This window comes from Pseudomethylobacillus aquaticus (assembly GCF_003730115.1).
In the GTDB taxonomy this organism is placed as follows: Bacteria; Pseudomonadota; Gammaproteobacteria; order Burkholderiales; family Methylophilaceae; genus Pseudomethylobacillus; species Pseudomethylobacillus aquaticus.
The window spans coordinates 468,236-490,444 of record NZ_RJVP01000002.1; the positions used below are offsets into that span (position 1 = coordinate 468,236).

At 60.0% G+C, this 22,209-nt stretch carries 23 protein-coding genes; 18 read left to right on the top strand and 5 right to left on the bottom strand.

Translation table 11 applies throughout. The annotated features are described in order from the left end of the window. The first annotated feature begins 203 nt into the window (after positions 1-203). From ED236_RS05990 to ED236_RS06020, 7 genes are read left to right on the top strand one after another with little or no spacing between them, the layout of a single operon-like run. Positions 204-1,067 carry a type IV pilus biogenesis protein PilM gene (locus tag ED236_RS05990; RefSeq protein WP_148042258.1) on the top strand — a complete coding sequence of 288 codons (864 nt, stop codon included), beginning with the start codon at positions 204-206 and terminating at the stop codon, positions 1,065-1,067. Then, entirely contained in the window at positions 1,064-1,816 is a 753-nt protein-coding gene (locus tag ED236_RS05995; RefSeq protein ID WP_123237019.1) for a PilN domain-containing protein, read from the top strand. The genes ED236_RS05990 and ED236_RS05995 overlap by 4 nt, the downstream gene beginning before the upstream one ends. After that, positions 1,816-2,487, top strand: a complete 672-nt coding sequence (locus ED236_RS06000; protein ID WP_123237020.1) for a type IV pilus inner membrane component PilO — start codon at positions 1,816-1,818, stop codon at positions 2,485-2,487. Before ED236_RS05995 ends, ED236_RS06000 begins: the two co-directional genes overlap by 1 nt. Further along, on the top strand, positions 2,484-2,837 hold the full coding sequence (locus ED236_RS06005; protein ID WP_240032045.1) for a hypothetical protein: 354 nt from the start codon (positions 2,484-2,486) through the stop codon (positions 2,835-2,837). The genes ED236_RS06000 and ED236_RS06005 overlap by 4 nt, the downstream gene beginning before the upstream one ends. Next, entirely contained in the window at positions 2,834-4,621 is a 1,788-nt protein-coding gene (locus ED236_RS06010; RefSeq protein WP_123237022.1) for a secretin N-terminal domain-containing protein, read from the top strand. The genes ED236_RS06005 and ED236_RS06010 overlap by 4 nt, the downstream gene beginning before the upstream one ends. Positions 4,622-4,624: 3 nt before the next feature. Next, positions 4,625-5,521 carry an ExeA family protein gene (locus ED236_RS06015; RefSeq protein WP_123237023.1) on the top strand — a complete coding sequence of 299 codons (897 nt, stop codon included), beginning with the start codon at positions 4,625-4,627 and terminating at the stop codon, positions 5,519-5,521. After that, entirely contained in the window at positions 5,518-6,561 is a 1,044-nt protein-coding gene (locus tag ED236_RS06020) for a tetratricopeptide repeat protein (protein ID WP_123237024.1), read from the top strand. The genes ED236_RS06015 and ED236_RS06020 overlap by 4 nt, the downstream gene beginning before the upstream one ends. Before the next feature lie 31 nt (positions 6,562-6,592). Here the strand turns inward: ED236_RS06020 and ED236_RS06025 are convergent, their stop codons facing one another. Next, complete coding sequence (locus ED236_RS06025) at positions 6,593-7,288, bottom strand: ComF family protein (protein WP_240032046.1); 696 nt, start codon at positions 7,286-7,288, stop codon at positions 6,593-6,595. 94 nt (positions 7,289-7,382) lie between these two features. Between ED236_RS06025 and ED236_RS06030 the strand changes: the two genes are divergently transcribed. The 11 genes from ED236_RS06030 to ED236_RS06080 all read left to right on the top strand — a co-directional run bounded on the left by ED236_RS06030 (position 7,383) and on the right by ED236_RS06080 (position 18,568). Further along, on the top strand, positions 7,383-7,769 hold the full coding sequence (locus ED236_RS06030; protein ID WP_123237026.1) for a hypothetical protein: 387 nt from the start codon (positions 7,383-7,385) through the stop codon (positions 7,767-7,769). A gap of 18 nt (positions 7,770-7,787) precedes the next feature. Next, the gene (gene bioB / locus ED236_RS06035) at positions 7,788-8,789 is read left to right on the top strand and encodes a biotin synthase BioB (protein WP_123237027.1); all 1,002 of its coding nucleotides are present in this window, start codon (positions 7,788-7,790) and stop codon (positions 8,787-8,789) included. Positions 8,790-8,797: 8 nt separating this feature from the next. Beyond that, positions 8,798-9,973: an 8-amino-7-oxononanoate synthase gene (gene bioF / locus ED236_RS06040; protein ID WP_123237028.1), complete on the top strand. Its 1,176-nt coding sequence runs from the start codon at positions 8,798-8,800 to the stop codon at positions 9,971-9,973. After that, positions 9,970-10,794: a pimeloyl-ACP methyl ester esterase BioH gene (gene bioH / locus ED236_RS06045; RefSeq protein WP_123237029.1), complete on the top strand. Its 825-nt coding sequence runs from the start codon at positions 9,970-9,972 to the stop codon at positions 10,792-10,794. The genes bioF and bioH overlap by 4 nt, the downstream gene beginning before the upstream one ends. Before the next feature lie 46 nt (positions 10,795-10,840). Then, the gene (gene bioC / locus ED236_RS06050) at positions 10,841-11,743 is read left to right on the top strand and encodes a malonyl-ACP O-methyltransferase BioC (RefSeq protein WP_240032057.1); all 903 of its coding nucleotides are present in this window, start codon (positions 10,841-10,843) and stop codon (positions 11,741-11,743) included. After that, positions 11,740-12,447, top strand: a complete 708-nt coding sequence (bioD, locus tag ED236_RS06055) for a dethiobiotin synthase (RefSeq protein ID WP_123237031.1) — start codon at positions 11,740-11,742, stop codon at positions 12,445-12,447. Before bioC ends, bioD begins: the two co-directional genes overlap by 4 nt. Before the next feature lie 56 nt (positions 12,448-12,503). After that, positions 12,504-12,773 (top strand): exodeoxyribonuclease VII small subunit, encoded by a 270-nt coding sequence (locus tag ED236_RS06060; RefSeq protein ID WP_123237032.1) that lies wholly within the window; start codon positions 12,504-12,506, stop codon positions 12,771-12,773. Further along, the gene (locus tag ED236_RS06065; protein WP_123237148.1) at positions 12,766-13,662 is read left to right on the top strand and encodes a polyprenyl synthetase family protein; all 897 of its coding nucleotides are present in this window, start codon (positions 12,766-12,768) and stop codon (positions 13,660-13,662) included. Before ED236_RS06060 ends, ED236_RS06065 begins: the two co-directional genes overlap by 8 nt. A 9-nt stretch (positions 13,663-13,671) precedes the next feature. Continuing rightward, the gene (dxs, locus tag ED236_RS06070; protein ID WP_123237033.1) at positions 13,672-15,513 is read left to right on the top strand and encodes a 1-deoxy-D-xylulose-5-phosphate synthase; all 1,842 of its coding nucleotides are present in this window, start codon (positions 13,672-13,674) and stop codon (positions 15,511-15,513) included. A gap of 46 nt (positions 15,514-15,559) precedes the next feature. Next, positions 15,560-16,369 carry a GTP cyclohydrolase FolE2 gene (gene folE2 / locus ED236_RS06075; protein WP_123237149.1) on the top strand — a complete coding sequence of 270 codons (810 nt, stop codon included), beginning with the start codon at positions 15,560-15,562 and terminating at the stop codon, positions 16,367-16,369. Between the two features lie 459 nt (positions 16,370-16,828). Further along, positions 16,829-18,568, top strand: coding sequence for a tetratricopeptide repeat protein (locus ED236_RS06080; protein WP_123237034.1), 1,740 nt, complete (start codon positions 16,829-16,831; stop codon positions 18,566-18,568). A 79-nt stretch (positions 18,569-18,647) separates the two neighbouring features. Here ED236_RS06080 and ED236_RS06085 read toward each other — a convergent pair whose 3' ends face one another. The 4 genes from ED236_RS06085 to ED236_RS06100 are packed head-to-tail and all read right to left on the bottom strand — an operon-like array spanning position 18,648 to position 22,206. Then, entirely contained in the window at positions 18,648-19,796 is a 1,149-nt protein-coding gene (locus ED236_RS06085; protein ID WP_123237035.1) for an MFS transporter, read from the bottom strand. A 30-nt stretch (positions 19,797-19,826) separates the two neighbouring features. Then, positions 19,827-20,912: a chorismate synthase gene (gene aroC / locus ED236_RS06090; RefSeq protein ID WP_123237036.1), complete on the bottom strand. Its 1,086-nt coding sequence runs from the start codon at positions 20,910-20,912 to the stop codon at positions 19,827-19,829. 53 nt (positions 20,913-20,965) lie between these two features. Next, positions 20,966-21,676, bottom strand: coding sequence for a type 1 glutamine amidotransferase (locus ED236_RS06095; protein WP_123237037.1), 711 nt, complete (start codon positions 21,674-21,676; stop codon positions 20,966-20,968). Continuing rightward, positions 21,673-22,206 carry a pseudouridine synthase gene (locus ED236_RS06100; RefSeq protein WP_123237038.1) on the bottom strand — a complete coding sequence of 178 codons (534 nt, stop codon included), beginning with the start codon at positions 22,204-22,206 and terminating at the stop codon, positions 21,673-21,675. Before ED236_RS06100 ends, ED236_RS06095 begins: the two co-directional genes overlap by 4 nt. Positions 22,207-22,209: the final 3 nt, after the last annotated feature.

Genomic DNA, 22,209 nt, shown 5'->3' on the forward strand with positions numbered 1-22,209 from the left:
TCTCGTTCTGACGGGTTTTGTTTCTGAGCCTGCGCATCCGGCTGGCCGTCCCGGTGAGCGCGACTTTTGCGGCGGCAACACGTCATGTCTGAGTCTGATGCTGTATTTGCTGACGTTATGAGTTATGCTAAATCATGCGTTTTTTCAACAATAAAAAAAAGCAGGGGTGGCTAGCGCTTGTGCCTGTGAGCGACGGGGTTTGTGTGGCAAGGCTGGAGCCTGCCGCCGACAAGCCGCGTATCGTGCTCAGCGAATACCGGCGCTGGTTGCCGAACGAAAAATCCGGGCTGAAAAGTCTGGCTGTCGAGTTCGGTTTCAACCATTATCATTGCGTCAGTCTGCTGCAGGCTAATGAGTACCAGTTGCTGCAAGTGGAAGCCCCGCGGGTGCCTGCGGACGAAGTGCGCCAGGCCGTACGCTGGCGCCTCAAAGACCTGATCGATTACCCCATGGATCAGGCCACGCTGGACGTGCTGACACTGCCGGGCGAGGCGGGCAATCGCACCAATTATCTGTACGTGGCCGTGGCCAGGAACGACATCATCCGGGAGCGCATGACGCGTTTCATCGACCAGTCCAATATCGCGCTGGAGGTCATCGACATCGCGGAGACCGCGCAGCGCAATCTGTCCAGTCGGCTGGAGCAGCCGGGGCGTGGCCTTGCCATGCTGTCTTTCGGGCTGAATGGCGGCCTGCTCACCGTCACCCGGAACGGCGAGCTCTACCATGCCCGTCAGTTCGATATCAGCCTGCGTCAGCTCCAGCAGGAGCAGCAGGCGGAGCTGCGGCAAAGTCTGTATGAACGCCTGGCACTGGAGTTGCAGCGATCGCTGGATAACTTTGAACGCCAGTTCCCGAACGTGGGCATCGCCCAGCTGGTCATCGCGCCCTACACAGGCCGCGATACCCTGATCAATTATCTGCGCGATGCCTTGTACCTGCCGGTCGCTGGTTATGAGCTGCACGATATCTTCGATACCAGCCTGCTGCCATCGACACAAGTGGACATCGAACCCGCGCTGTTATTGGCGCTGGGTGCTGCCTTGCGCGAGGAAACGCGCGCATGAGTCAACAGATCAACCTGCTCAATCCAGCACTGGCGACGCCCAGGGAGCTGCTGACGGCTGAGCGCATGCTGCTGATGTTGCTGCTGGCCATGGTGCTGATGCTGGTGCACTACGCATTCGCCCGGCAACAGCTGCAGGAGATGGCGCAGCAGCGTAAGGTGGCGGCCGAGACCCTGGTGCAATTGCAGGAGCAGCTGCGGGCCACCGCAGCGCGCTACACGCCGCGCCAGCCCAGTATCGCCCTGCAGCAGGAAGTGGCCAGCATCACCCAGCAACTGGAAGCGCGCCAGCAGATGTTGCAGGCGATCGAGCAGGACGCCGTCAGCGGTGCCAATGCCTTCTCCGGCTTGCTGCGCGCTTTTGCACGGCAGGACACCGAAGGCTTGTGGCTGACCAATATCAGCATGGACACCAGTCGTGATGCCTTGCGCATCGCCGGCAAGGCCCTGCGCCCCGAACTGTTACCCGAATACATAGACAAGCTGTCGCGCGAACCCCTGCTGCAAGGGCGCAGCTTCGCAGCTTTACGCATGCAGACCCCGGGCTTGCAGGCGTCCGGGACCGCTTCTGCACCGCCACGTGCTGCTGCGGACGTGCCGGTCAATGCCAATCTGCAAGGCCCCGAGATGGCCAGCCTGATCGCCAATATGATCGATTTCGTATTGGAATCTACTGAAAAAGTGCCTTTGCCGGCTACAGCTGCCACCGTACCCGTGCCGCCGGTTCCGGTGAGCGGAAAGGCCCTCTGATGCGGATGATCTGGCAGCGTTTATCCGGCAAGTTCCTCGCCTTCAGCCGACGTGAGCGGTTGCTGCTGCTGTTCGCGGCGCTGGCGGCGCTGTGGTTCATGCATGACACCTTGCTGTTGACGCCCTTGTCTGCCCGCCAGCAGGCTGAATCTGCGGAGCTGGTGTCCTCGCGTGTGCAGATCGAGCAGATGACCCAGCAGATCCAGAGCTTTCAGACGCAGGCCGTGGTAGACCCGGATGCAGAGAACAAGGCCTTGCTGGCCGAATTGCAGCAGCGTACCCAGGCGCTGGAGGATAAGCTCAAAGGCTTGCAGGGTGCCTTGGTCAGCCCGGAGCAGATGCCCGAGCTGTTGCGCGGCTTGCTGCGCAAGAATGCCAAACTGCAGCTGGTGGAATTCAACACCTTGCCCGCCAGTCGTTTCGCCCCTGCGCTGGCGGCCGAGCCGGCCAATAGCGCCAACGGTGTCAGCGAGGGCATGTATCAGCACATGGTGGAGATCACCGTGGACGGCCGCTATGCAGATTTGATGGCGTACGTAGCCGCGGTGGAAAGCTTGCCGCAACGTGTACTATGGCGCCAGTTGAAACTCAATGTGGAGCAATACCCGCGTTCGCGCCTCAAGCTGGTGGTGTATACCCTGAGCCTGGATGCGGCATGGTTGAATCTATGATGCGTACCCGACAGAATCTGCTGCTGGTCAGCCTTTTGGTCAGCCTGCCTGTGCTGGCTGAGACGCTGGCAGACCCGACCGAGCCGCCCGCCTGGTTGCTGAGCGGTGATGCGGCCCTGCTGAACCAGGGGCCGGTGCTGCAATCCATTCTGCGCGGCCCGGGTTTGCATGCCGCTGTGATCAATGGCGAAAAAGTGAAGGTCGGTCAGCAGTATGGCGATGCGGTGCTGATCCGGCTGGGTGAGAACGAAGCCGTGCTGCGTCAAACGGATGGCAGTTTGCTGACCTTGAAGATAGACTATGCTATCGCAAAAACGCCGGTCAGCCCGGCGCAGACAGGTCGACCATGAAAGTGATGAAAATGCGCGCGTTTACTTTTGTCGCCAGCGCCGGTCTAGCGACTATCGGCTTACTTGCGTCTTGTGCAGGCCCCTCCTGGGTCAGCGATAAATCCACCTCCAGCCGCATCGAGCAGGAAGTGAAGCAGGCGGCACAGCCTGCGGCCTCCGAGCGACCTTCTGCCGCCGTCAGCGATGCACTGTTGCCGCCGCTGCGCATCCCCTTGCCAAAATCCACCGCCAAACAGCTGGACCCGCGTTTTGATCTGGTCATCAACAAGGCGCCAGCCAGCCAGGTGTTGATGGGCATCGTGAGTGGCACCCGCTACAGCATGCTGGTGAGCCCGGAAGTGAACAACATCATTTCGGTCAACCTCAAGGACGTGACCGTGTTCGAAGCGCTGGATGCGCTGCGCGAGCTGTACGGGTTTGAATACAAGGTGGATGGCACGCGCATCCTGGTCGAACCGCAAAGCATCCAGACGCGCGTGTTCCAGGTTAATTACATCGCCGGTCAGCGTCGTGGTTCGTCGGACACGCGGGTGATCTCCGGCTCGGTCAATTCGGGTGGTAACAATCGCCAGAATCAGGGTTCCAATCAGGGTAACACCGGCACTCAGGGGCTGTCCGGCACCGGGAATAACACCAATCAGTTCGGTAACAATAATGTACGTACCCCCATCATCAGTACCAGTATCACCACCTCCAGCGACAGCGATTTCTGGACAGAGCTGACCACTGGCCTGGAAAGCATCGTGGGCGAAGAGCCAGGACGGCGGGTGGTGGTCAATGTGCAGTCCGGGGTGGTGCTGGTGCGTGCCATGCCCAAGGAGATCCGCAATGTCGAATCCTTCCTCAAGCTCATGCAGGTCAACATCGAGCGGCAGGTGATCCTGGAAGCCAAGATCGTCAATGTGCAACTCAACGACCGTTCGCAAGCTGGCGTGAACTGGGCGTTCTTCGGCGCCAACGGCAATCGCCCCAGTCAGGGCATCGCGGGCAACATAGGCCCCAACACCCAGCTGGCCAGCTCCGGTAACGGAGCACTCAGCAGCAGCAACGTGACGGCCACCGATGGCAGTGTGCTCAACAACAACGCCACTTCGCTGGGTAACTCGCTGTTCGCCGTGGCCTTGCAGGGCACCAATTTCGCGGCTTTGCTGACCTTCCTGGAAAGTCAGGGCGATGTGCAGGTGTTGTCCAGTCCGCGTATCGCCACCATCAACAATCAGAAAGCGGTACTCAAGGTGGGCACAGACGAGTTCTTCGTCACTGGCGTGTCCACCAGCACGGTGGCCTCTACCGGCGCCACCACCACAGTGCCTGAAGTGACCCTGCAACCGTTCTTTTCCGGCATCGCGCTGGATGTGACGCCGCAGATCGACAAGGACGACAATATCATTCTGCACATCCACCCTTCCGTGAGTCAGGTCACCACGGTGGTCCGTCAGATCAGCCTGGGTGGCAACCTGAGCCAGGTCAGCCTGCCACTCGCCTCCAGCAATATCAGCGAGACAGACAGCATCGTGCGTACCCGTGATGGCCGCGTGATCGCCATTGGCGGCCTGATGACCGAGAACAATACGCGTGATCGCGCCCGGGTGCCCGGTCTGGGCGACCTCAAGGGGATAGGCAACGCCTTCCGTCAGCGCAGCGCCAGCCTGAGCAAGACCGAGCTGGTGATCCTGCTCAAGGCCACCGTGGTGCAAGGCAGCGACAGCTGGAGTGAGGATGCCCTGGATGTGCAGCGCAGGCTGGAACAGATGCGCCGCACCACGCCTGCGGAGGCGCGCTGAAGCATGTACCTTGACCACTTCGGTCTGACCGAGCTGCCGTTCAATATCACGCCAGATACCAGCTTCTTCTTTGCCTCGCGCAGTTATCAGGAGGCGCTCAACACCTTGCTGATCGCCGTGAGCGCAGGCGAGGGCTTCATCAAGATCACCGGCGAGGTCGGGGCTGGCAAGACCTTGCTGTGTCGCAAGCTGATGGCCAGTTTGGGCCCGGAATACAAGGTGGCGTATCTACCCAACCCGTATCTGGAGCCGCGCTCCTTGCTGATGATGCTGGCCACCGAGCTGTCCATTTCACTGCCGGAAGGAGCCGGTCAGCACGAAGTGCTGAATGCCCTGAATCTTGGCCTGCTGGAATTCGCGCGTCAGGAGACGCGTGTGGTGGTGTGTCTGGACGAAGTGCAAGCCATGCCCATCGAAACACTGGAAGCCCTGCGCCTGCTCAGTAATCTGGAAACCGAGAAGCGCAAGTTGCTGCAAGTGGTGATCTTTGGTCAGCCTGAGCTGGAAGATAAACTCAGCCACCCATCCATCCGTCAGTTACGTCAGCGCATCAGCTTCGACTACAAACTGGACCGCATGGGCCTCAATGAACTGCATGCCTACCTCATGCACAGGCTGTTCATCGCCGGTTATCGTGGTCCGCGCCTGTTCACCGGTGCCGCTCTGTGGTGGCTGCATGCCTATGCACGTGGTACGCCACGTTTGATCAACATCCTTGCGCACAAATCGCTGCTGGCTGCATTTGGCCGTGGCCAGCATAGTGTGGGTATGCGCGAGGTGCGCGCGGCGGCGGCAGATACCTGCGCCGTCGGCCTGCGCTGGCGCCCGCTGTGGTTGGGCAGCGCGCTGGCGCTGGTGCTGGGTATCGCTGGTGCGACCTTGTGGATGGTGCAAAAATGAGCTTGATCAATCAGATGCTGCAAGACCTGGAGCGGCGTAACGCGGGTGTGGCGAGCCCGAGTCGCCAGCCTATCCCGGTACAGGCGGCCCCGGGCCGTCGCAAGCGCTACTGGCCTGTGCTGTTATGCCTGGTGCTGCTGGCTTTGTTGCTGTGGCAGGCGCAGCCCTGGTTGTTGGCCTGGTGGCAGCAGTACCGTACCCCCGCTGCACCCCCGCCTGTTGCCGAGCCTGCGCCAGTCGCGCCGCCAGCGGCAGCCCCCGCCGAGCAGCATTATCATGCCTTGCATCTGCTTGAATCCACGCTTTCCGAGCTGCCGGCCAGCCCATCCATCCCGGCTACCGCCAGACGTTCCAGCCCGAGTGCTTCCAATGTGAACAGGCCAGCAAAGTCAGAGGCTGGGGCTGTTGACAGCAAGCCGCTGACGGAAGGGCGTGGCAACAGCCTGAAACAGTTCAGTCCCGAACAGCAATCCGCCAACCAGTACCGCCAGGCCGTGGATTTCCTGCAACAGGGGCGCGTGGCAGAAGCGCAGGCCTTGCTGAGCCAGGCGCTGACGGCGGATCCTCGCAATCATGATGCACGGCAGATGCTGGTGGGCCTGCACCTGGATAATCAGCGTCACGTGCAGGCCATCGCCTTGTTGCAGCAGGGCTTGCAGCAAGACCCCAAACAAACCGGTTTCAGCATGACCCTGGCACGTCTGCAACTGGAGGCGGCGGATCTGACCGGCGCGCTGGTGACCATGCAACAGGCCTTACCGTATGCGGCGGATGATGCCGACTATCATGGCTTCTATGCCGCCCTGCTGCAGCGTGAAGGCAGTCATGAGGCGGCCGCACAGCACTATCTCACTGCGTTGCGTACGCGTCCCGAGAATGCCAGCTGGCTGATCGGGCTGGGCATCTCCTGGCAGGCTTCCGGCAAGCTGGCCGATGCGCGCGAAGCTTATCAGCGCGCCCAGCAGGACCCTGGGCTCAGCAGCCAACTGGCGCAATTCGTCGACCAGCGCCTCAAGCAGATCAATCAGCGACTGCGCTGATCTCGATATGGCATGTCGCTAACGGCATGCACTAGTTGGTATGCGTGCGTGCCAGCACCCAGCAACTGACCCGCGCGGCACCAGCTTTTTTCACGCAGCTCGCCAGCGCATGCAGGCTGGCGCCGGTGGTCATCACATCATCCACCAACAGCACATGGCGGCCGTCCAGCCTGGTTTTGCACACAAAGGCATTGCGCAGGTTGCGGCTGCGCTGACGCAGCGGCAGGCCGACTTGTGGGGGTGTCGCCAAAACCCGTTCGCAGTCTTGCAGCGCCACCGGCACAGACAGTGTTCTAGCCAGCAGGCGGGCGATTTCGGCAGCCTGATTGAAGCCGCGCATGCGCAAACGGTCACGGTGCAAGGGCATGGGGATGATGCAGTCCACAGGGGTTTGCAGCTGCAGTTTCTCCGCCATCAGGCTGGCAAAGTTGTGCGCGAGTGCGAGGCGTGCCTGATATTTATAGGCATGTAATAGCGCAGCGACCGGGTAGTCGTAGCGGAACACCGCCTGTGTGGCGTCGAATGCAGGTGGGTTTTGCAGGCATTGGCCGCATAACTGGCCCGCCGCTGCGGGCAGGGCGCAGCATGGGCAATGTGCCGCAGTGAGCCATGGCAAGTCGGCCAGACAGCCGGAACATACGCCGTGGGCCTCAGCCTGGTGCTGCTCGCACAGCAGGCACCAGGGTTGCCACAGCGATTGAGTAATTTTTAACCAGTCGTCAATCAAATGGCATCCCTCGGTTTGACAAGATATAATGCGGACCAGGCTAAGACGCCTGTTTCGTATCACCTCATTGACCTTAAGCGATTGAGCACAGCACATGCCGGTTAAACTGATCAGCCCCAAGCAGCAAATGCGTGCGGCCCAGAGCTTCCCGTTCTTTTCCAGTATCGCCATCCTGATCCCGGTGCTGATCCCGATCTGGATCGCCGCTTCCATCTTTGTCTACGCCGCTGTGGCGCATCATCCCAACGACAAAGTATGTGCTTACCTGGTGCCTGCCGGCTATCGCTTCTATGGGGTATTGGGTGCCTGGGTGGTGGTGTTGAACTTCAGCTCACATCTGGCCAATATGGTGGGTGGTGCGCTGAACCTGGCCTTGCTGTTGTGGGCCATCAGTATCCTGGTGGTGGTGCCACTTGGTGTACGCGATGTGCTGCGTGCACAACGCGCCAACTGGTGTGAGATCGAGCATCAGGCTGAATAAGAACAAATGGAGAACACTATGCTGGAAACCGTCATTGATACCCGTGCGCTGAGCAAGCGTGCCCCTGAGCCAGAATTGCAGGCCGCCGCCCCGCGCTGGGCCGTGCAAGACATCGTGGCCTTGTTCGAGCTGCCGTTCAGTGACCTGATGCACCGTGCACAGACCGTGCATCGCAAGCATTTCGACCCGAACGCGGTGCAAGTCAGCACCTTGTTATCGATCAAGACCGGCGGCTGTTCTGAAGATTGCGGCTATTGTCCGCAAGCGGCGCGCTACCACACCGAGGTCGAGAACGAGCCGCTGATGGCGCTGGCCGATGTGGTGGCCGCAGCGCAGGCAGCCAAGGACAGCGGCGCAACGCGTTTCTGCATGGGAGCTGCCTGGCGCGGCCCCAAGCAGCGTGACCTGGAGCCGGTGCTGGAGATGGTCAAAGCCGTCAAGGCGATGGGTCTGGAAAGTTGTGCCACGCTGGGCATGCTCAAGGACGGTCAGGCTGAACAGCTGCGTGATGCCGGCCTCGATTACTACAACCATAATCTGGACACTGCGCCGGAGTATTACGGTGACGTGATCACCACACGTACTTATCAAGACCGCCTGGACACGCTGGACCGTGTGCGTTCTGCCGATATCCATGTCTGCTCCGGCGGCATCATCGGCATGGGCGAGACGCGCGTGCAGCGCGCTGGCCTGCTGGCGCAACTGGCCAATATGGAACAGCCGCCCGAGAGCGTGCCCATCAACTTGCTCACGCAGGTGGAGGGGACGCCCATGCACGGTACCGAAGCGCTGGATCCGCTGGAATTCGTGCGTACCATCGCTGCCGCGCGTATCACCATGCCGACCAGTCATGTACGCCTGTCGGCGGGCCGTCAAAGCATGCACGAAGGTATCCAGGCGCTGTGTTTCCTGGCCGGTGCCAACTCCATTTTCTACGGTGAGAAGCTGCTCACCACCGGCAATCCCGAGGTGGATGCAGACCGTGCACTGTTCGCCAAGCTCGGCATCAACCAAGCCTGATCCGGCGTGTGTCTGATTCACTTCTGGGCGAGCTGAAGGCGGCACTGGATGCGCGCGCAGCAGCGGGTCTGCTGCGCAGACGCCGCCTGCTGGAATCGCCACAAGGCGCGCATGTGCGTGTGGACGGTGCCGAGGTCATCTCCTTCTGCAGCAATGACTATCTGGGGTTGGCGCAGCATCCGCAACTGATCGCCGCCATGCAGCAAGGCGCTGCCGAGGCCGGTGTGGGCAGCGGTGCGTCGCACCTCATCACCGGTCATCACCGCTACCATCAGGCGCTGGAACAGGCTTTGGCCGAGTTCGTCGCCATGCCCGCCAGCCTGCTGTTCAGCACCGGCTATATGGCCAATCTGGGGGTGATCACCGCGCTGCTGGGCCGTGATGATGCCATCTTCGCCGACAAGCTCAATCACGCCTCACTTAATGATGCTGCCGTGCTATGCCGGGCACAGCTGCATCGTTTTGCCCACAACGACATGGTCATGCTGGAACGTCAGCTGGCGACCAGTACGGCCAAGCGCAAGCTGGTGGCGGTGGATGCCGTATTCAGCATGGATGGTGACCTGGCTCCGCTGACCGCCTTGCTGGCCTTGTGCGAACGCTACGATGCCTGGCTGTATCTGGATGACGCACATGGCTTTGGTGTGCTCGGTCCGCATGGGCAGGGCGCTGCTGCCGCGTTCGGACTATATTCGGACCGGCTCATCTACATGGCCACGCTGGGCAAGGCGGCCGGTGTGGCCGGTGCTTTCGTGGCCGGTGCACAGCTCGTGATCGATTATCTGCAGCAGTCTGCGCGCAGCCATATCTATACCACCGCGGCCCCGCCAGCATTGGCAGCCACGTTGCTGACAGCTTTGCCGCTGATCGCACAGCAAGACTGGCGACGCCAGCACTTGCATCACCTGATCGCCATGCTGCAGTCAGGCTTGCAGCATGGACGCTGGCCTCTGCTGCCCTCAGCGACAGCGATTCAGCCGCTGCTGGTGGGCGACAATCACCAGGCATTGGCGCTCAGTGAGTACTTGCTCGCGCGTGGCTTGCTGGTACCGGCCATCCGCCCGCCCACCGTGCCTGCCGGTACGGCCAGGCTGCGTATCTCGCTGAGTGCAGCGCATACGGTAGACGATGTGCAAGGCCTGCTGACGGCTTTGCATGCTGCCGCGCAGGAGATCGCCGCATGAGCATGCACATGGAAATACACGGCAGCGGTCAGCCGCTGGTGATGATACATGGCTGGGGCATGCATGCTGCGGTGTGGTATCCGCTGCTGCCATTGCTCACGCCACATTTCGAACTGCATCTGCTGGACTTGCCGGGCATGGGCTACAGTCAGGACTGCGCGCTTGGTGACCTGGATGCGGTCACGGCGACCGTGGCGGCCAGCCTGCCAGCCTCCGCCCATGTGTGCGGCTGGTCATTGGGCGGACAGGTGGCGATGCGTCTGGCACAGCATTATCCGCAGCGTGTGCAAAAGCTGGTGCTGATAGGCAGCACGCCTTGTTTCGTCAATAAACCGGACTGGCAGCATGGCATCCATGCGGATGTGTTTCACAGCTTTTCAGCCTCTGCCACCGAGGATAGCCGCGCTACCCTGCTCAAGTTCCTGACCTTGCAATGCATGGGGGCCAGTGACAGCCGCGACATCGTGCGCCAGTTGCGCGAGCAGTTCGAACAACGCCCGCCTGCTGCACAAGCCGCCTTGATGGACGCCCTGCATATCCTGCTGGAAACCGATCTGCGCACAGTGTGGTCACAACTGCCGCAAACTACGCTGCTGATCCATGGCGACAAGGACGCACTGGCGCCTGTGGCCTCTGCCCGCTGGCTGGCTGCACAGCGTCCGGGTAGCAGGCTGCAGGTGATCGCCGGTGCTGCGCATGCGCCATTCCTATCGCATCGTCATGACCTTGCCCAGATGTTGCTGGCGTTCCTGCAGGCCGATGCGCCTGCGGCTGCCGGTGCCGAACCCCTTTCCCAACCACTCGTTTCCACTGCAAGTTGAGCCTCGATTGACTACGCACACCTCTGATCAGATCGATCCTTATCACATGGACAAAGCGCGGGTACGCGCCTCTTTCAGTCGCGCCGCCCGCTACTACGATGCGGCGGCGGTGTTACAGACCGAGGTGCGTGCCCGCATGCTGGAGCGTCTGGATCCTATCAAGATCGCACCGGCAGCCATCCTGGATGCGGGCTGCGGCACCGGTGCGGGTAGCGAGGCCTTGCGGCAGCGTTTTCCGCAGGCGCGCTTGTACGCGCTGGATATCGCCATGGGCATGCTGCACATGACGCGCCAGCGCTTCTCAGGCTGGCGTCGCTGGTGGAAAGCGCTGCGTGGTGCTGCAGCCCCTGAACTGCTGTCAGGCGATATCGAACAATTACCGGTCGCCAGTGCCAGCATGGACATGCTGTGGTCCAACCTCGCCGTGCAATGGTGCAACGATCTGGATGCCGCTTTCATGGAAGCGCAGCGTGTGTTGCGTCCGGGCGGTCTGTTCATTTTCAGCACCTTCGGCCCGGATACGCTGAAGGAACTGCGTGCCGCCAGTGCTGCCGACCCTGAGCATGTGCATGTGAGCCGCTTCATCGATATGCATGACATTGGTGATGCGCTGGTGCGTGCCGGTTTCAGCGCACCGGTGCTGGATGTAGAGCGCTTCGTGCTCACCTACGACAATGTGGTCGACCTGATGCGTGACCTCAAGGCCATAGGCGCACACAACGCGGCAGATGGCCGTCATCGCGGTTTGCAAGGGCGTGGTTTTCTGCGTCAGCTCACCGAGCGTTACGAAGCCTTCCGCCTGCAGGCCGATGCTGGCGAGGCGCTGGGCAAGCTGCCCGCCACCTATGAAGTGGTGTATGCCCATGCCTGGCGTGCGCCGGAAAAGCTGACAAGCCCGGATGGCGCCATGCCCATCACCTTGCACCGCAAGCGACAGGTGGGCGCATGAGCGTAGGCTATTTCATCGCGGGCACCGATACCGGCGTGGGTAAAACCAGTATCAGCGCATTGCTGATCCGTCATTTTGTGGCCGCTGGCTGGAGCACGCTGGGCATGAAGCCGGTGGCCGCCGGCTGTGTCTGGCAAGACGGTGTGCTTTGCTCGGACGATGTGCAGCAACTGCTGGCCGCCAGCAATGTGACGGTTGCCCGCGAGCTGGTCAATCCTTATGCCTTGCTGCCGCCCATTGCGCCACACATCGCCGCAGCACAGGCCGGCTGTGTCATCGATCTGGATGTGATCATCGAAGCGCATGCACAGCTGCAGCAACAGGCTGAGGTGGTCATCGTGGAAGGGGTGGGCGGTTTCTGTGTGCCGCTCAATGCCGTGGAAGATACAGCTGATCTGGCCCAGCGCCTGGCGTTGCCGGTGATCCTGGTAGTGGGTATGCGCCTCGGTTGTCTGAGCCATGCGCTGCTGACCGTGCAGGCGATCGCGGCGCGCGGCCTGGTGCTGGCGGGCTGGGTCGCCAACCAGATCGACCCCCAGATGCTGGAATTCGAAGCCAATGTGGATGCGCTCAAACAACGCATCCCGGCACCCTGCATCGCGGTGGTAGCACATTTTAATGAGACATCTGCATTGCAGGAAACGCCAGCTGGCCATGAGTTATTTGCCGGTTTTGTTTCTCAGCATCGCCAACATCGCGGATAATACCGCATGGATGCAAATATCTTTTCCATGAGTCGTTATCTCCGAACCTTTCCTCTATGACTAAACATCTAGCGACAGAAAAACTAGCGCCAGAAAACCTGGCTGCCCCCACCTTTGAATCGGCCATGGCCGAGCTGGAGCGCCTGGTGGCGCAAATGGAATCCGGCCAGTTGCCGCTGGAGCAATCGCTGACCGCCTACAAGCGCGGTGCCGAATTGCTGGGTTTCTGTCAGCAGGCGCTGGCCGAAGTCGAGCAACAGGTACGTGTGCTGAATGAAGCCAATCAGTTGAGTCCGTTCAATGGTGGTGATGCACGTGATGCCTGACCGTTCCTTCCTGGAGTGGTCACTGACCATACAGCAGCGCATGGAGCAGGTGCTGGACGGCTTTCTGCCTGGCGCTGACATCGCCCCGCAACGCCTGCATCAGGCCATGCGCTATGCCGTGCTGGGCGGAGGCAAGCGCGTGCGGGCCTTGCTGGCACATGCCGCCGCCGAACTGTCGGGTGCGGATGCCGCCCTGGCCGAGCGGGCTGCCTCAGCGGTCGAACTGATCCACGCTTACTCACTCGTGCACGATGACATGCCGTGCATGGACGATGACGATTTGCGTCGCGGCAAACCCTCCTGTCACAAGCAGTATGACGATGCCACGGCGCTGCTGGTGGGCGATGCTCTGCAGACGCTGGCGTTCCAGCTACTGGCCGAGCCTGGCCTGGGTCTGGCGCCTGAGCAACAGCTGCAGATGGTGCAGCTGCTGGCAGTGGCCAGCGGTTCACGCGGCATGGCGGGCGGTCAGGCCATCGACCTGCAGAGTGTGGGGCAGGCATTGACCCAGACCGAGCTCGAGTACATGCACATCCACAAGACTGGCGCACTGATCCGTGCCGCTGCCTTGCTGGGCGTTTACTCTGCAGCGGTGGTGGACCCGCTGCGCGTCAAGGCGGTGAGTCGTTACGCCGAGGCCATCGGTCTGGCCTTCCAGGTGGTGGACGATATCCTGGATGCCGAGGCCGACACCGCCACGCTGGGCAAAACGGCCGGCAAGGATGCCGATAGCAACAAACCCACTTATGTCACCATTCTTGGCCTGCCGCGCGCGCGCGCTTTGGCCAAAGAGCTGCATGATGAGGCGATCAGCGCCTTGCAGCACGAAGGGGCGGGTGCCACACGACTGCGTCAGCTGGCGCAATTCATCACCCAGCGTAGTTTTTGAGCGGCGCGTATGACTTCATTACTCGACACCATCAATGATCCACAGCAACTGCGCGCGCTGGAGCGCCGTCAACTGCCAGCCCTAGCAGAAGAGTTGCGTGCTTTCGTCATCGACAGCGTGGCGCAGACCGGCGGACATCTGTCCTCTAACCTGGGCGTGGTGGAACTCACCATCGCCTTGCATTATGTGTTCGATACCCCGGAAGACCGGCTGGTGTGGGATGTGGGCCATCAAACTTACCCGCATAAGATACTCACTGGCCGCCGTGAAGCCATGCGCGCCCTGCGCAAGCCTGGTGGTATCGCAGGTTTCCCGCGCCGTCATGAAAGCCCTTACGACACCTTCGGCACCGGCCATTCCAGCACCTCCATCTCGGCGGCGCTGGGTATGGCGGTCGCTGCGCAACAGGCTGGCTCCGAACGGCGCTCGGTGGCCATCATCGGTGATGGCGCCATGACCGCCGGCATGGCCTTCGAAGCGCTGAATAACGCGGGTGCCATGGATGCCAACCTGCTGGTCATCCTCAACGACAACGACATGTCGATCTCGCCTAACGTGGGGGCTTTGCAGAATTACCTGGCCAAGCTGCTGTCTGGCAAGTTCTATGACCGCATGCGCCGTTCCAGCGAGAAAGTGCTGGGCGTGGTGCCGCCAGTGCTGAATTTCGCCAAACGTGCAGAAGAGCACATGAAGGGCATGATGACGCCCGGTACCCTGTTCGAGGAATTCGGGTTCAACTACATCGGCCCCATCGACGGCCATGACCTCGACACGCTGGTCACCACACTGAGCAATATCCGTCAGCTCAAGGGGCCGCAGTTCCTGCATGTGGTCACTCAAAAAGGCCATGGCTTCCAACCGGCTGAGGACAACCCCGGCAAGTTCCATGGCGTGGGCAAGTTCGACCCTAGCAATGGCTGTGCGGTGAGTGCCAGTGCCACCAAGACCTACACGCAGGTGTTCGCTGACTGGCTGGTGGATATGGCTGCAGCGGACGACAAGCTGATCGGTGTCACGCCCGCCATGTGCGATGGTTCTGGTCTCAACCGTTTTGCCGAGCAGTTCCCGACGCGCTATTTCGATGTCGGTATCGCCGAGCAGCATGCGCTGACCTTTGCCGCCGGTATGGCCTGTGAAGGCCTGAAGCCGGTGGTGGCGATTTATTCCACCTTCCTGCAACGTGCCTACGACCAGCTGATCCATGACATCGCCTTGCAGAACCTGCCGGTGATGTTCGCCATCGACCGGGGTGGTCTGGTCGGTGCGGACGGGCCTACGCACGCGGGCAGCTTCGATCTGACCTACCTGCGCTGCATCCCGAATATGGTGGTGATGACGCCTGCCGACGAGAACGAATGCCGGCAGATGCTGACCACGGCTTACCGGCATGACGGCCCGACGGCAGTACGTTATCCGCGTGGTGGTGGCCCCGGTGTGAGCATAGACCATGCACTGACCACCTTGCCGATCGGCCGTGCTGAACTGCGTCGTCAGGGCAAAAACGTGGCGCTGCTGGTGTTTGGCAGCCTGTTGCCTGCGGCTTTGCAGGCGGCTGAGCCACTGGATGCCACGGTGGTCAACATGCGCTTTGTGAAACCGCTGGATACGGCACTCATCGCGCAACTTGCCATCAGCCATAAATTATTGGTGACCGTGGAAGAGAACACCTTGAGCGGTGGTGCCGGTACCGCAGTGCTGGAGGCTTTGCAAGCCATGCAGCTCACCGTGGAGGCGCTTTGCCTGGGCTTGCCGGATCAGTTCATCGAGCACGGTGTGCATGAAACCATGCTGGCGGATTGCGGTCTCAACGCGCAAGGCATCCTCGCCTCAATTGAGAAAAAATTAACCTAGTGTTAAACTCAACTATTAAATGCCAGCCATTGAAAGCATGCCAGCCATGAATCAACCTGTAGATCTGATGATCGAAGACGTACAAAACACGCCCGACAAACGCCACCTGGCCATCGACAAAGTGGGCATCAAATCCATCCGTCATCCGGTCAAGGTCAAGGACAAATCCGGCGGCGAGCAGCACACCGTGGCCATGTTCAATATGTACGTGCACCTGCCGCACAACTTCAAGGGCACGCACATGTCGCGTTTTGTTGAGATCCTCAACATGAACGAACGCGCCATCTCCATCGACTCCTTCGAAACCATACTGCGCGAGATGGTCTCGCGCCTGGAAGCCGAAGCCGGTCATGTGGAAATGACCTTCCCATACTTCATCGACAAAGCCGCGCCAGTCTCCGGCGTGCGCAGCCTGCTCGACTACGAAGTCACCTTCATAGGCGAGATCAAAAAAGGCAAGTTCGAGATCACCGTCAAGGTCATGGTGCCGGTCACCAGCCTGTGCCCGTGTTCCAAGAAGATCTCCAACTACGGCGCGCACAACCAGCGCTCACACGTCACCATCACCGCGCTGATCAACGATTTCATCTGGGTGGAAGAACTGATTCGCATGGTGGAGACGCAGGCTTCCAGCGAACTGTACGGCTTGCTCAAGCGTCCGGACGAAAAGTACGTGACCGAATATGCTTACGATAACCCGAAGTTCGTCGAGGACATGGTGCGTGACGTGGCGGCACAGTTGAACGCCGAGCCGCGTATTGACGCCTATGTGGTGGAGTCGGAGAATTTCGAATCCATCCACAATCACTCTGCTTATGCTCTGATCGAACGCGACAAGCGTACTGAAAAGCACTGATTCGAAATTGCCCACCTGCGCGGGTCGCCCCTACGGGCTGCCCGCTCCGCCGCTCTGGCGTGCCACTCCTCATCCATCCACAATCACTCTGCTTATGCTCTGATCGAACGCGACAAGCGTACTGAAAAGCACTGATTCGAAATTGCCCACCTGCGCGGGTCGCCTCTACGGGCTGCCCGCTCCGCCGCTCAGGCGTGCCACTCCTCATCCGTCCACAACCACGCTGCCTATGCGCCGATCGAGCATCAGGAGCGCGCCTAAGGTAAGCTCTTTGCTGCTTCGATACTGTGTATTTGGCATCGCGCCGCACGGCAGTGTGCTTTTATAATCCCTCCGAAAAATCAGCTATGATGGTGCTCGTTGGTTGTTAACGGCAAAACATATCCGAGCTATCCGTTGTGATCGCTTGAGACTGCCTGTCCAGCATGTCGCCAGTCTCATGTTTGAAAGGTTTATGAAATGAGTGTCCCAACCTTGCCCCAGATTCAGGATGTCTATGTCAGCCGGAATCTGCATGCCAGTGCTGTGGTTTTTGATCCTAACGCCCCCATCATCATCGCTTTTTCTGCTGGAACACTTTGTCGGCTTCCATTCGCTCGTGTATTTGCCGAGAAATATGGACTGAACTGCGTTTCGCTGGCCTGTCGCGCTACGGACTGGTACCAGTATGAAGATCTCGAACAGGCCGAGCAGGCTATTCGCGCCTTCACTGCGCCGTTTCCGAAGCGGATAAGTTATGGAGCTAGCATGGGTGGTTATGCTTCCTTGCTGACGTCAGCGAATGTAGGCGCGGACGTGGTGCTGGCGTTCTCTCCCCAGTTTTCCATCCAGCCGGATGAAGACGTGCAGGAAATGCGCTGGGACATCGAACGGCTGCGCATTGAGAATGAGCTAGGCTATGTGCACGACGATCTGGAGGCTCGCATCTCCCGCACCGCTGACATCATCATCGTTTACGATCCGAGGGATGAAGATAAACGACATGTGGAAGCACTGAAGAAACTCCGGCCGATCCAGACCATGGTATTGCCGCATACGGGACATGCCACTTTGCTGTCACTTGCCAAGCTTGGTATGTCCTCGCGCATGCTTATGGCTCTGCTGAAAAATCAACTGGACTTGGGCTTGGCTCAAAAACAGATGTATGCGGCTCGAAAGCAGCATATACAGGTGGAGCTGATTCTAGCTAACAAAGTCAGAGCGAAGCGTACTGTGGCTAAGTGGTTGCTGGAAAAATTTCTGGACAGCCAGATCGTGGTGTACGACTCATCCTATCGGGCATTGCTTCATGAGGCTGTCCGGCTGCAGGACGCTGATCTCGTGGCGCGCGCTTGGCTTAAGCTGGTAGACGCACATCTCAAGCTCAGTTCTGAGCTCGACTTCATGCTGGACACGATCTCTTTCCGGCGTATCTATTTTTCGGACAATATTTTTCTCTCTGATATCCGTCAGTCAGCGCCTGTGCTTGTGCAGTCGCAGTTGTTTGCCACCGTCATCGACAAGTTAAGATCGGCCGCTGCTGACGTCAACGAGTCACGCGAAAAATTCTTTATCCAGCTGGCCATTGCTGAGTGCTTTCATGCGGCACAGGACCGTGATGCGGCGACTCAGCAGGTGTTGCAAGCGGTTCGGCCATTCACTTCCTGGGATGAAGAGAATCTCTATGCCATTGAGGCCTTGAACCGTTACGAAGCTAGTGCATCTGCACAAATGTATGCAGAACGATTGCGGCATTATGTTGAGGATGACATTACGGTATACATGGCGCGTGCCCGTACGCATGAACTCAATAATAACTGGCGACAAGTGGCGGCAGTCTGGGCTGAGGCTAGGGATAAGGGTCTGCAACCTCTGAAGGTGGCCCACTTGTTAGGGCGATCCTTGTTGCGGATCGAGCAGTATCAGCAGGCCTTGACTGCTTTGCAGCCTTTGCTTGAATTGGAGCGGGTGCCGCTGGAAATCAAGAAAATGGAGGCCAAGATTGCGCAGAATCTGGAGATGCATCAGCGCAGTATTGCCTTGCATGGTGAACTGGTTGCGCACGAACCCAAAAACCCAAATTACTATAAATCCCTCAGTATGGCATTCCATGCCCTGGGTGATCTTCCCAAGGCAATTGAATACGCACGCAAGGCTGCCGAAGTCTCCCCGTTGGACTCTTTCCAGATCTATCTGAATCGTCTGGAGAAGTTTCGCTAGCAGCAAAAGTGCATGTCTGTCACTAGCCTAGGCTGTGGTGGGTATGTGCATTGGCAAGCCACGCAAGGCTAGAGCAAGCCTAGGTTTGGTCGCTGCGTGGCATCAGTCTGGCGAATGCCAGTGCGCCCAGCAGCGCGCAAGTTGCCGAGAAGGTGTAGGTCCAGGCAGGCCCGACGCTATCCCACGCAAACCCTGACATCACCGCGCCAAAGGTGCCGCCCACGCCGTAGGAGATGCTGGTGTAAAGACCTTGTCCCTTGGACTGGTGCTTGCCTTTGAAGTAACGGTGCGTAAGTGCCACCGCGGTGGCATGGTAAGTGCCGAAGGTGGCGGCGTGCAGGGTTTGTGCCAGCACGATGACCCAGACGATATCCACGGCCCAGCCTATGGTGACAAAACGGATCACCGCCAAAGCCAAGCTGGCCAGCATGATGTTGCGTAGCCCGAAGCGTGCAGTCAGGCGCGGCATGGCCAGGAAGATGAGGATCTCGCACAGCACGCCCAGGCCCCACAACCAGCCTATGGTGTCAGCGCTATAGCCGTGCTCGACCAGATAGATGGAATAGAAGGTGTAATAAGCCCCGTGGCTGGCGGCCATGGCAAAGCAGGCGGCCAGCAGGCCCAGTACTTCGCGGCGCTTGATGATATCCCACAGAGAAGCATGCTCGCTGGCATGCGCGCGCGGCAGCGGGTCGAACAGATGCCAGGACAACAGCCACACCAGTGCCAGCAGGCCCAGGATCACCCACAGCAGGCTGCGGATGCCGGTGTGTTCAACCAGATAGCCCAGTGCTATGACGGCGCCGATGAAGCCGATGGAGCCCCACAGGCGGATATGCCCGTAACGGTCCAGCTGGTCACCCAGGTGCCCCATGGTGGTGGCCTCGATGAGCGGTAGTGAAGCACTCCAGAAGAAGCTCAACAGCAGCATCACCACGAACAGCCAGGCATAACTTTCGCCGAAGAACACGCCCAGGTAGGATAGCAGGCTCAGGCCCGCCAGCCACTGGATGATGCGTGTACGCTGGCCGGTATGGTCAGCCAGCCAGCCCCACAAGCTGGGCGAGAAGCTGCGCGCCACCTGGAACAAGGACATCAGGATGGCGATCTGGAACGCCGTGAACGACAGCGATTTGAGATACAGCGTCCAGAACGGCGTGAACGCGCCTACGAAGCCGAAATAGGCAAAATAGAAGCCGGACAGACGCCAGTAGGGCAAGGCCTGCATGATGAGCGTGCTTAGCGGTGCTTGCCGGGTTTACAGCTTGGGCGTGTCACAGGCCACATCCGCACATTGGGCACGGTGGCGCAAGGCATGGTCAGCCAGCACCAGTGCCAGCATGGCTTCGACGATGGGTGTGGCACGCACGCCCACACATGGGTCATGACGCCCAGTGGTTTGCATCATCACGGCATTGCCGTGCTTGTCGATGGAGCGGCGTTCTTGCGGGATGCTGGAAGTGGGTTTCAGCGCCACGTTGGCGATGATGTCCTGACCGGTGGAGATGCCACCCAGGATACCGCCGGCATGGTTGCTGACGAAGCCTTGCGGGGTCATTTCGTCGGAATGCACCGAGCCACGCTGCGCCACGCTGGCAAAGCCGCTGCCGATCTCTACGCCTTTGACGGCGTTGATGTTCATCATGGCGTAAGCGATCTCGGCGTCCAGGCGGTCGAACACAGGTTCGCCCCAACCTACGGGTACGCCTTCGGCAACGACGGTGATGCGTGCGCCCACCGAGTCACGTTCTGCGCGTATGGTGTCCAGGTAGGCTTCCAGTTGCGGCACGATATCCAGATTGGCGGCGAAGAACGGGTTCTGGCTCACGGCTTCCCAGTTCTGGAACGGCACGTCGATCTCGCCCAGTTGGCTCATGTAGCCGCGTATGGTCACGCCATAGCGCTGTTTCAGCCATTTCTTGGCGATGGCGCCAGCGGCCACGCGCACGGCGGTCTCGCGGGCGCTGGAGCGGCCACCGCCGCGGTAATCGCGGATACCGTATTTTTGCCAGTAGGTGTAATCAGCGTGACCGGGACGAAAGGTGTCGGCGATCTTGCCGTAGTCCTGGCTGCGCTGGTCCTGGTTGCGGATGATGAAGCCGATAGGCGCACCCGTGGTTTTGCCTTCGAACACGCCGGACAGGATCTCGACTTCATCCGGTTCCTTGCGCTGGGTAACATGACGCGAAGTGCCGGGCTTGCGGCGGTCCAGGTCGATCTGCAAGTCCGCTTCGCTGATCTCCAGCCCCGGTGGGCAGCCGTCCACGATGCCGCCGATGGCCGCGCCGTGGGATTCGCCGAAAGAAGTCAGGGTGAACAGAGTGCCTAGGGTGTTGCCGGACATGCCAGTCTCGTTATGCGTCTATTAAGAGGCGAAAGTTTACCATAATCGCCGACTCAGCCTGGCGGCAAGCCCTTGATCCACTGCGTGTAGACGCCGTGGGCGATCTGGTTGAGCTGGAACACGCGTTGTGGCAGGTCCAGCTGCATCGCGGCGATGGATTGCACGCCCGGGCTGTCACTGGCAGCTTCTACTTCCTCACTGCCGACTTCGCACCAGCTACGTACCATGTCGGCGGTCATTTCGATATGACACTGGAACGCTACATGCTTACCCAGACTGTAAGCCTGGTGTGGGCAATGTGCGCTGGACAGCAATAACGTGGCACCAGCAGGCAGGGTAAAGGTTTCGCCATGCCAGTGGAACACATCGAACTGTTGGTGTGCCCCAAACCAGTGCCTGCCTGCATCATGGTCGACCAGGTGGACCTGGCCCCAGCCTATCTCTTTCACCGGGTTGGCAGCTACGCTGCCGCCAAGTGCCTTGCTGATGAGTTGGCCGCCCAGGCAATGGCCGAGTAGCGGGATATCCAGCATGGCGGCTTCGCGGATCAGAGCCAGCACTGGCGCGATCCAGGGCAGGTCGTCGTTGACGCTCATCGGGCCACCCATCAATACCAGGCCGCTGTGACTCTGGATGGAGGCGGGTGGCATGTCGCCCTGGTCGATGCGCAGCAGTTGCCAGGCGATGGCTTGCTGGTCGAGGAAGTCGGCCAGGTAGCCAGGCCCTTCGGTGAGGGCGTGTTGCACGATGAGGACAGGTTTCATGGCAGTATCTTCCAGGTGCCGGGTGCGAGCCCGGAGAGGGTGTGAGCGCCGATGGCATAACGGATCAGACGCAGAGTGGGAAAGCCGACCTTGGCGGTCATGCGACGCACCTGGCGGTTCTTGCCTTCGTGGATGCGGATCTCCAGCCAGCTGGTGGGGATGGACTGGCGCTCACGGATAGGTGGCGTGCGCGGCCAAAGCGCTGGCGGTTGGTCGATGATGCGAACCTGAGCGGGTTGTGAAATGTAATCGCCGAGGTCGACGCCCAGGCGCAAGGGTTGCAGGTCGGCATCGTCAGGCGCGCCTTCCACTTGCACCCAATAGGTCTTGGTTTCTTTGTGTCTGGGATGCGAGAGCCGATGTTGCAGGGCACCGTCATCGGTTAGAATAAGCAAACCTTCACTGTCCGTATCCAGCCTCCCGGCTGCATACACATCGGGCAGTGGAACGTAGTCTTTGAGTGTCTGGTGGTTGTCATGAGCGCTGAACTGGCAGACCACCCCATAAGGTTTATTGAAGAGTACGAGCATAGA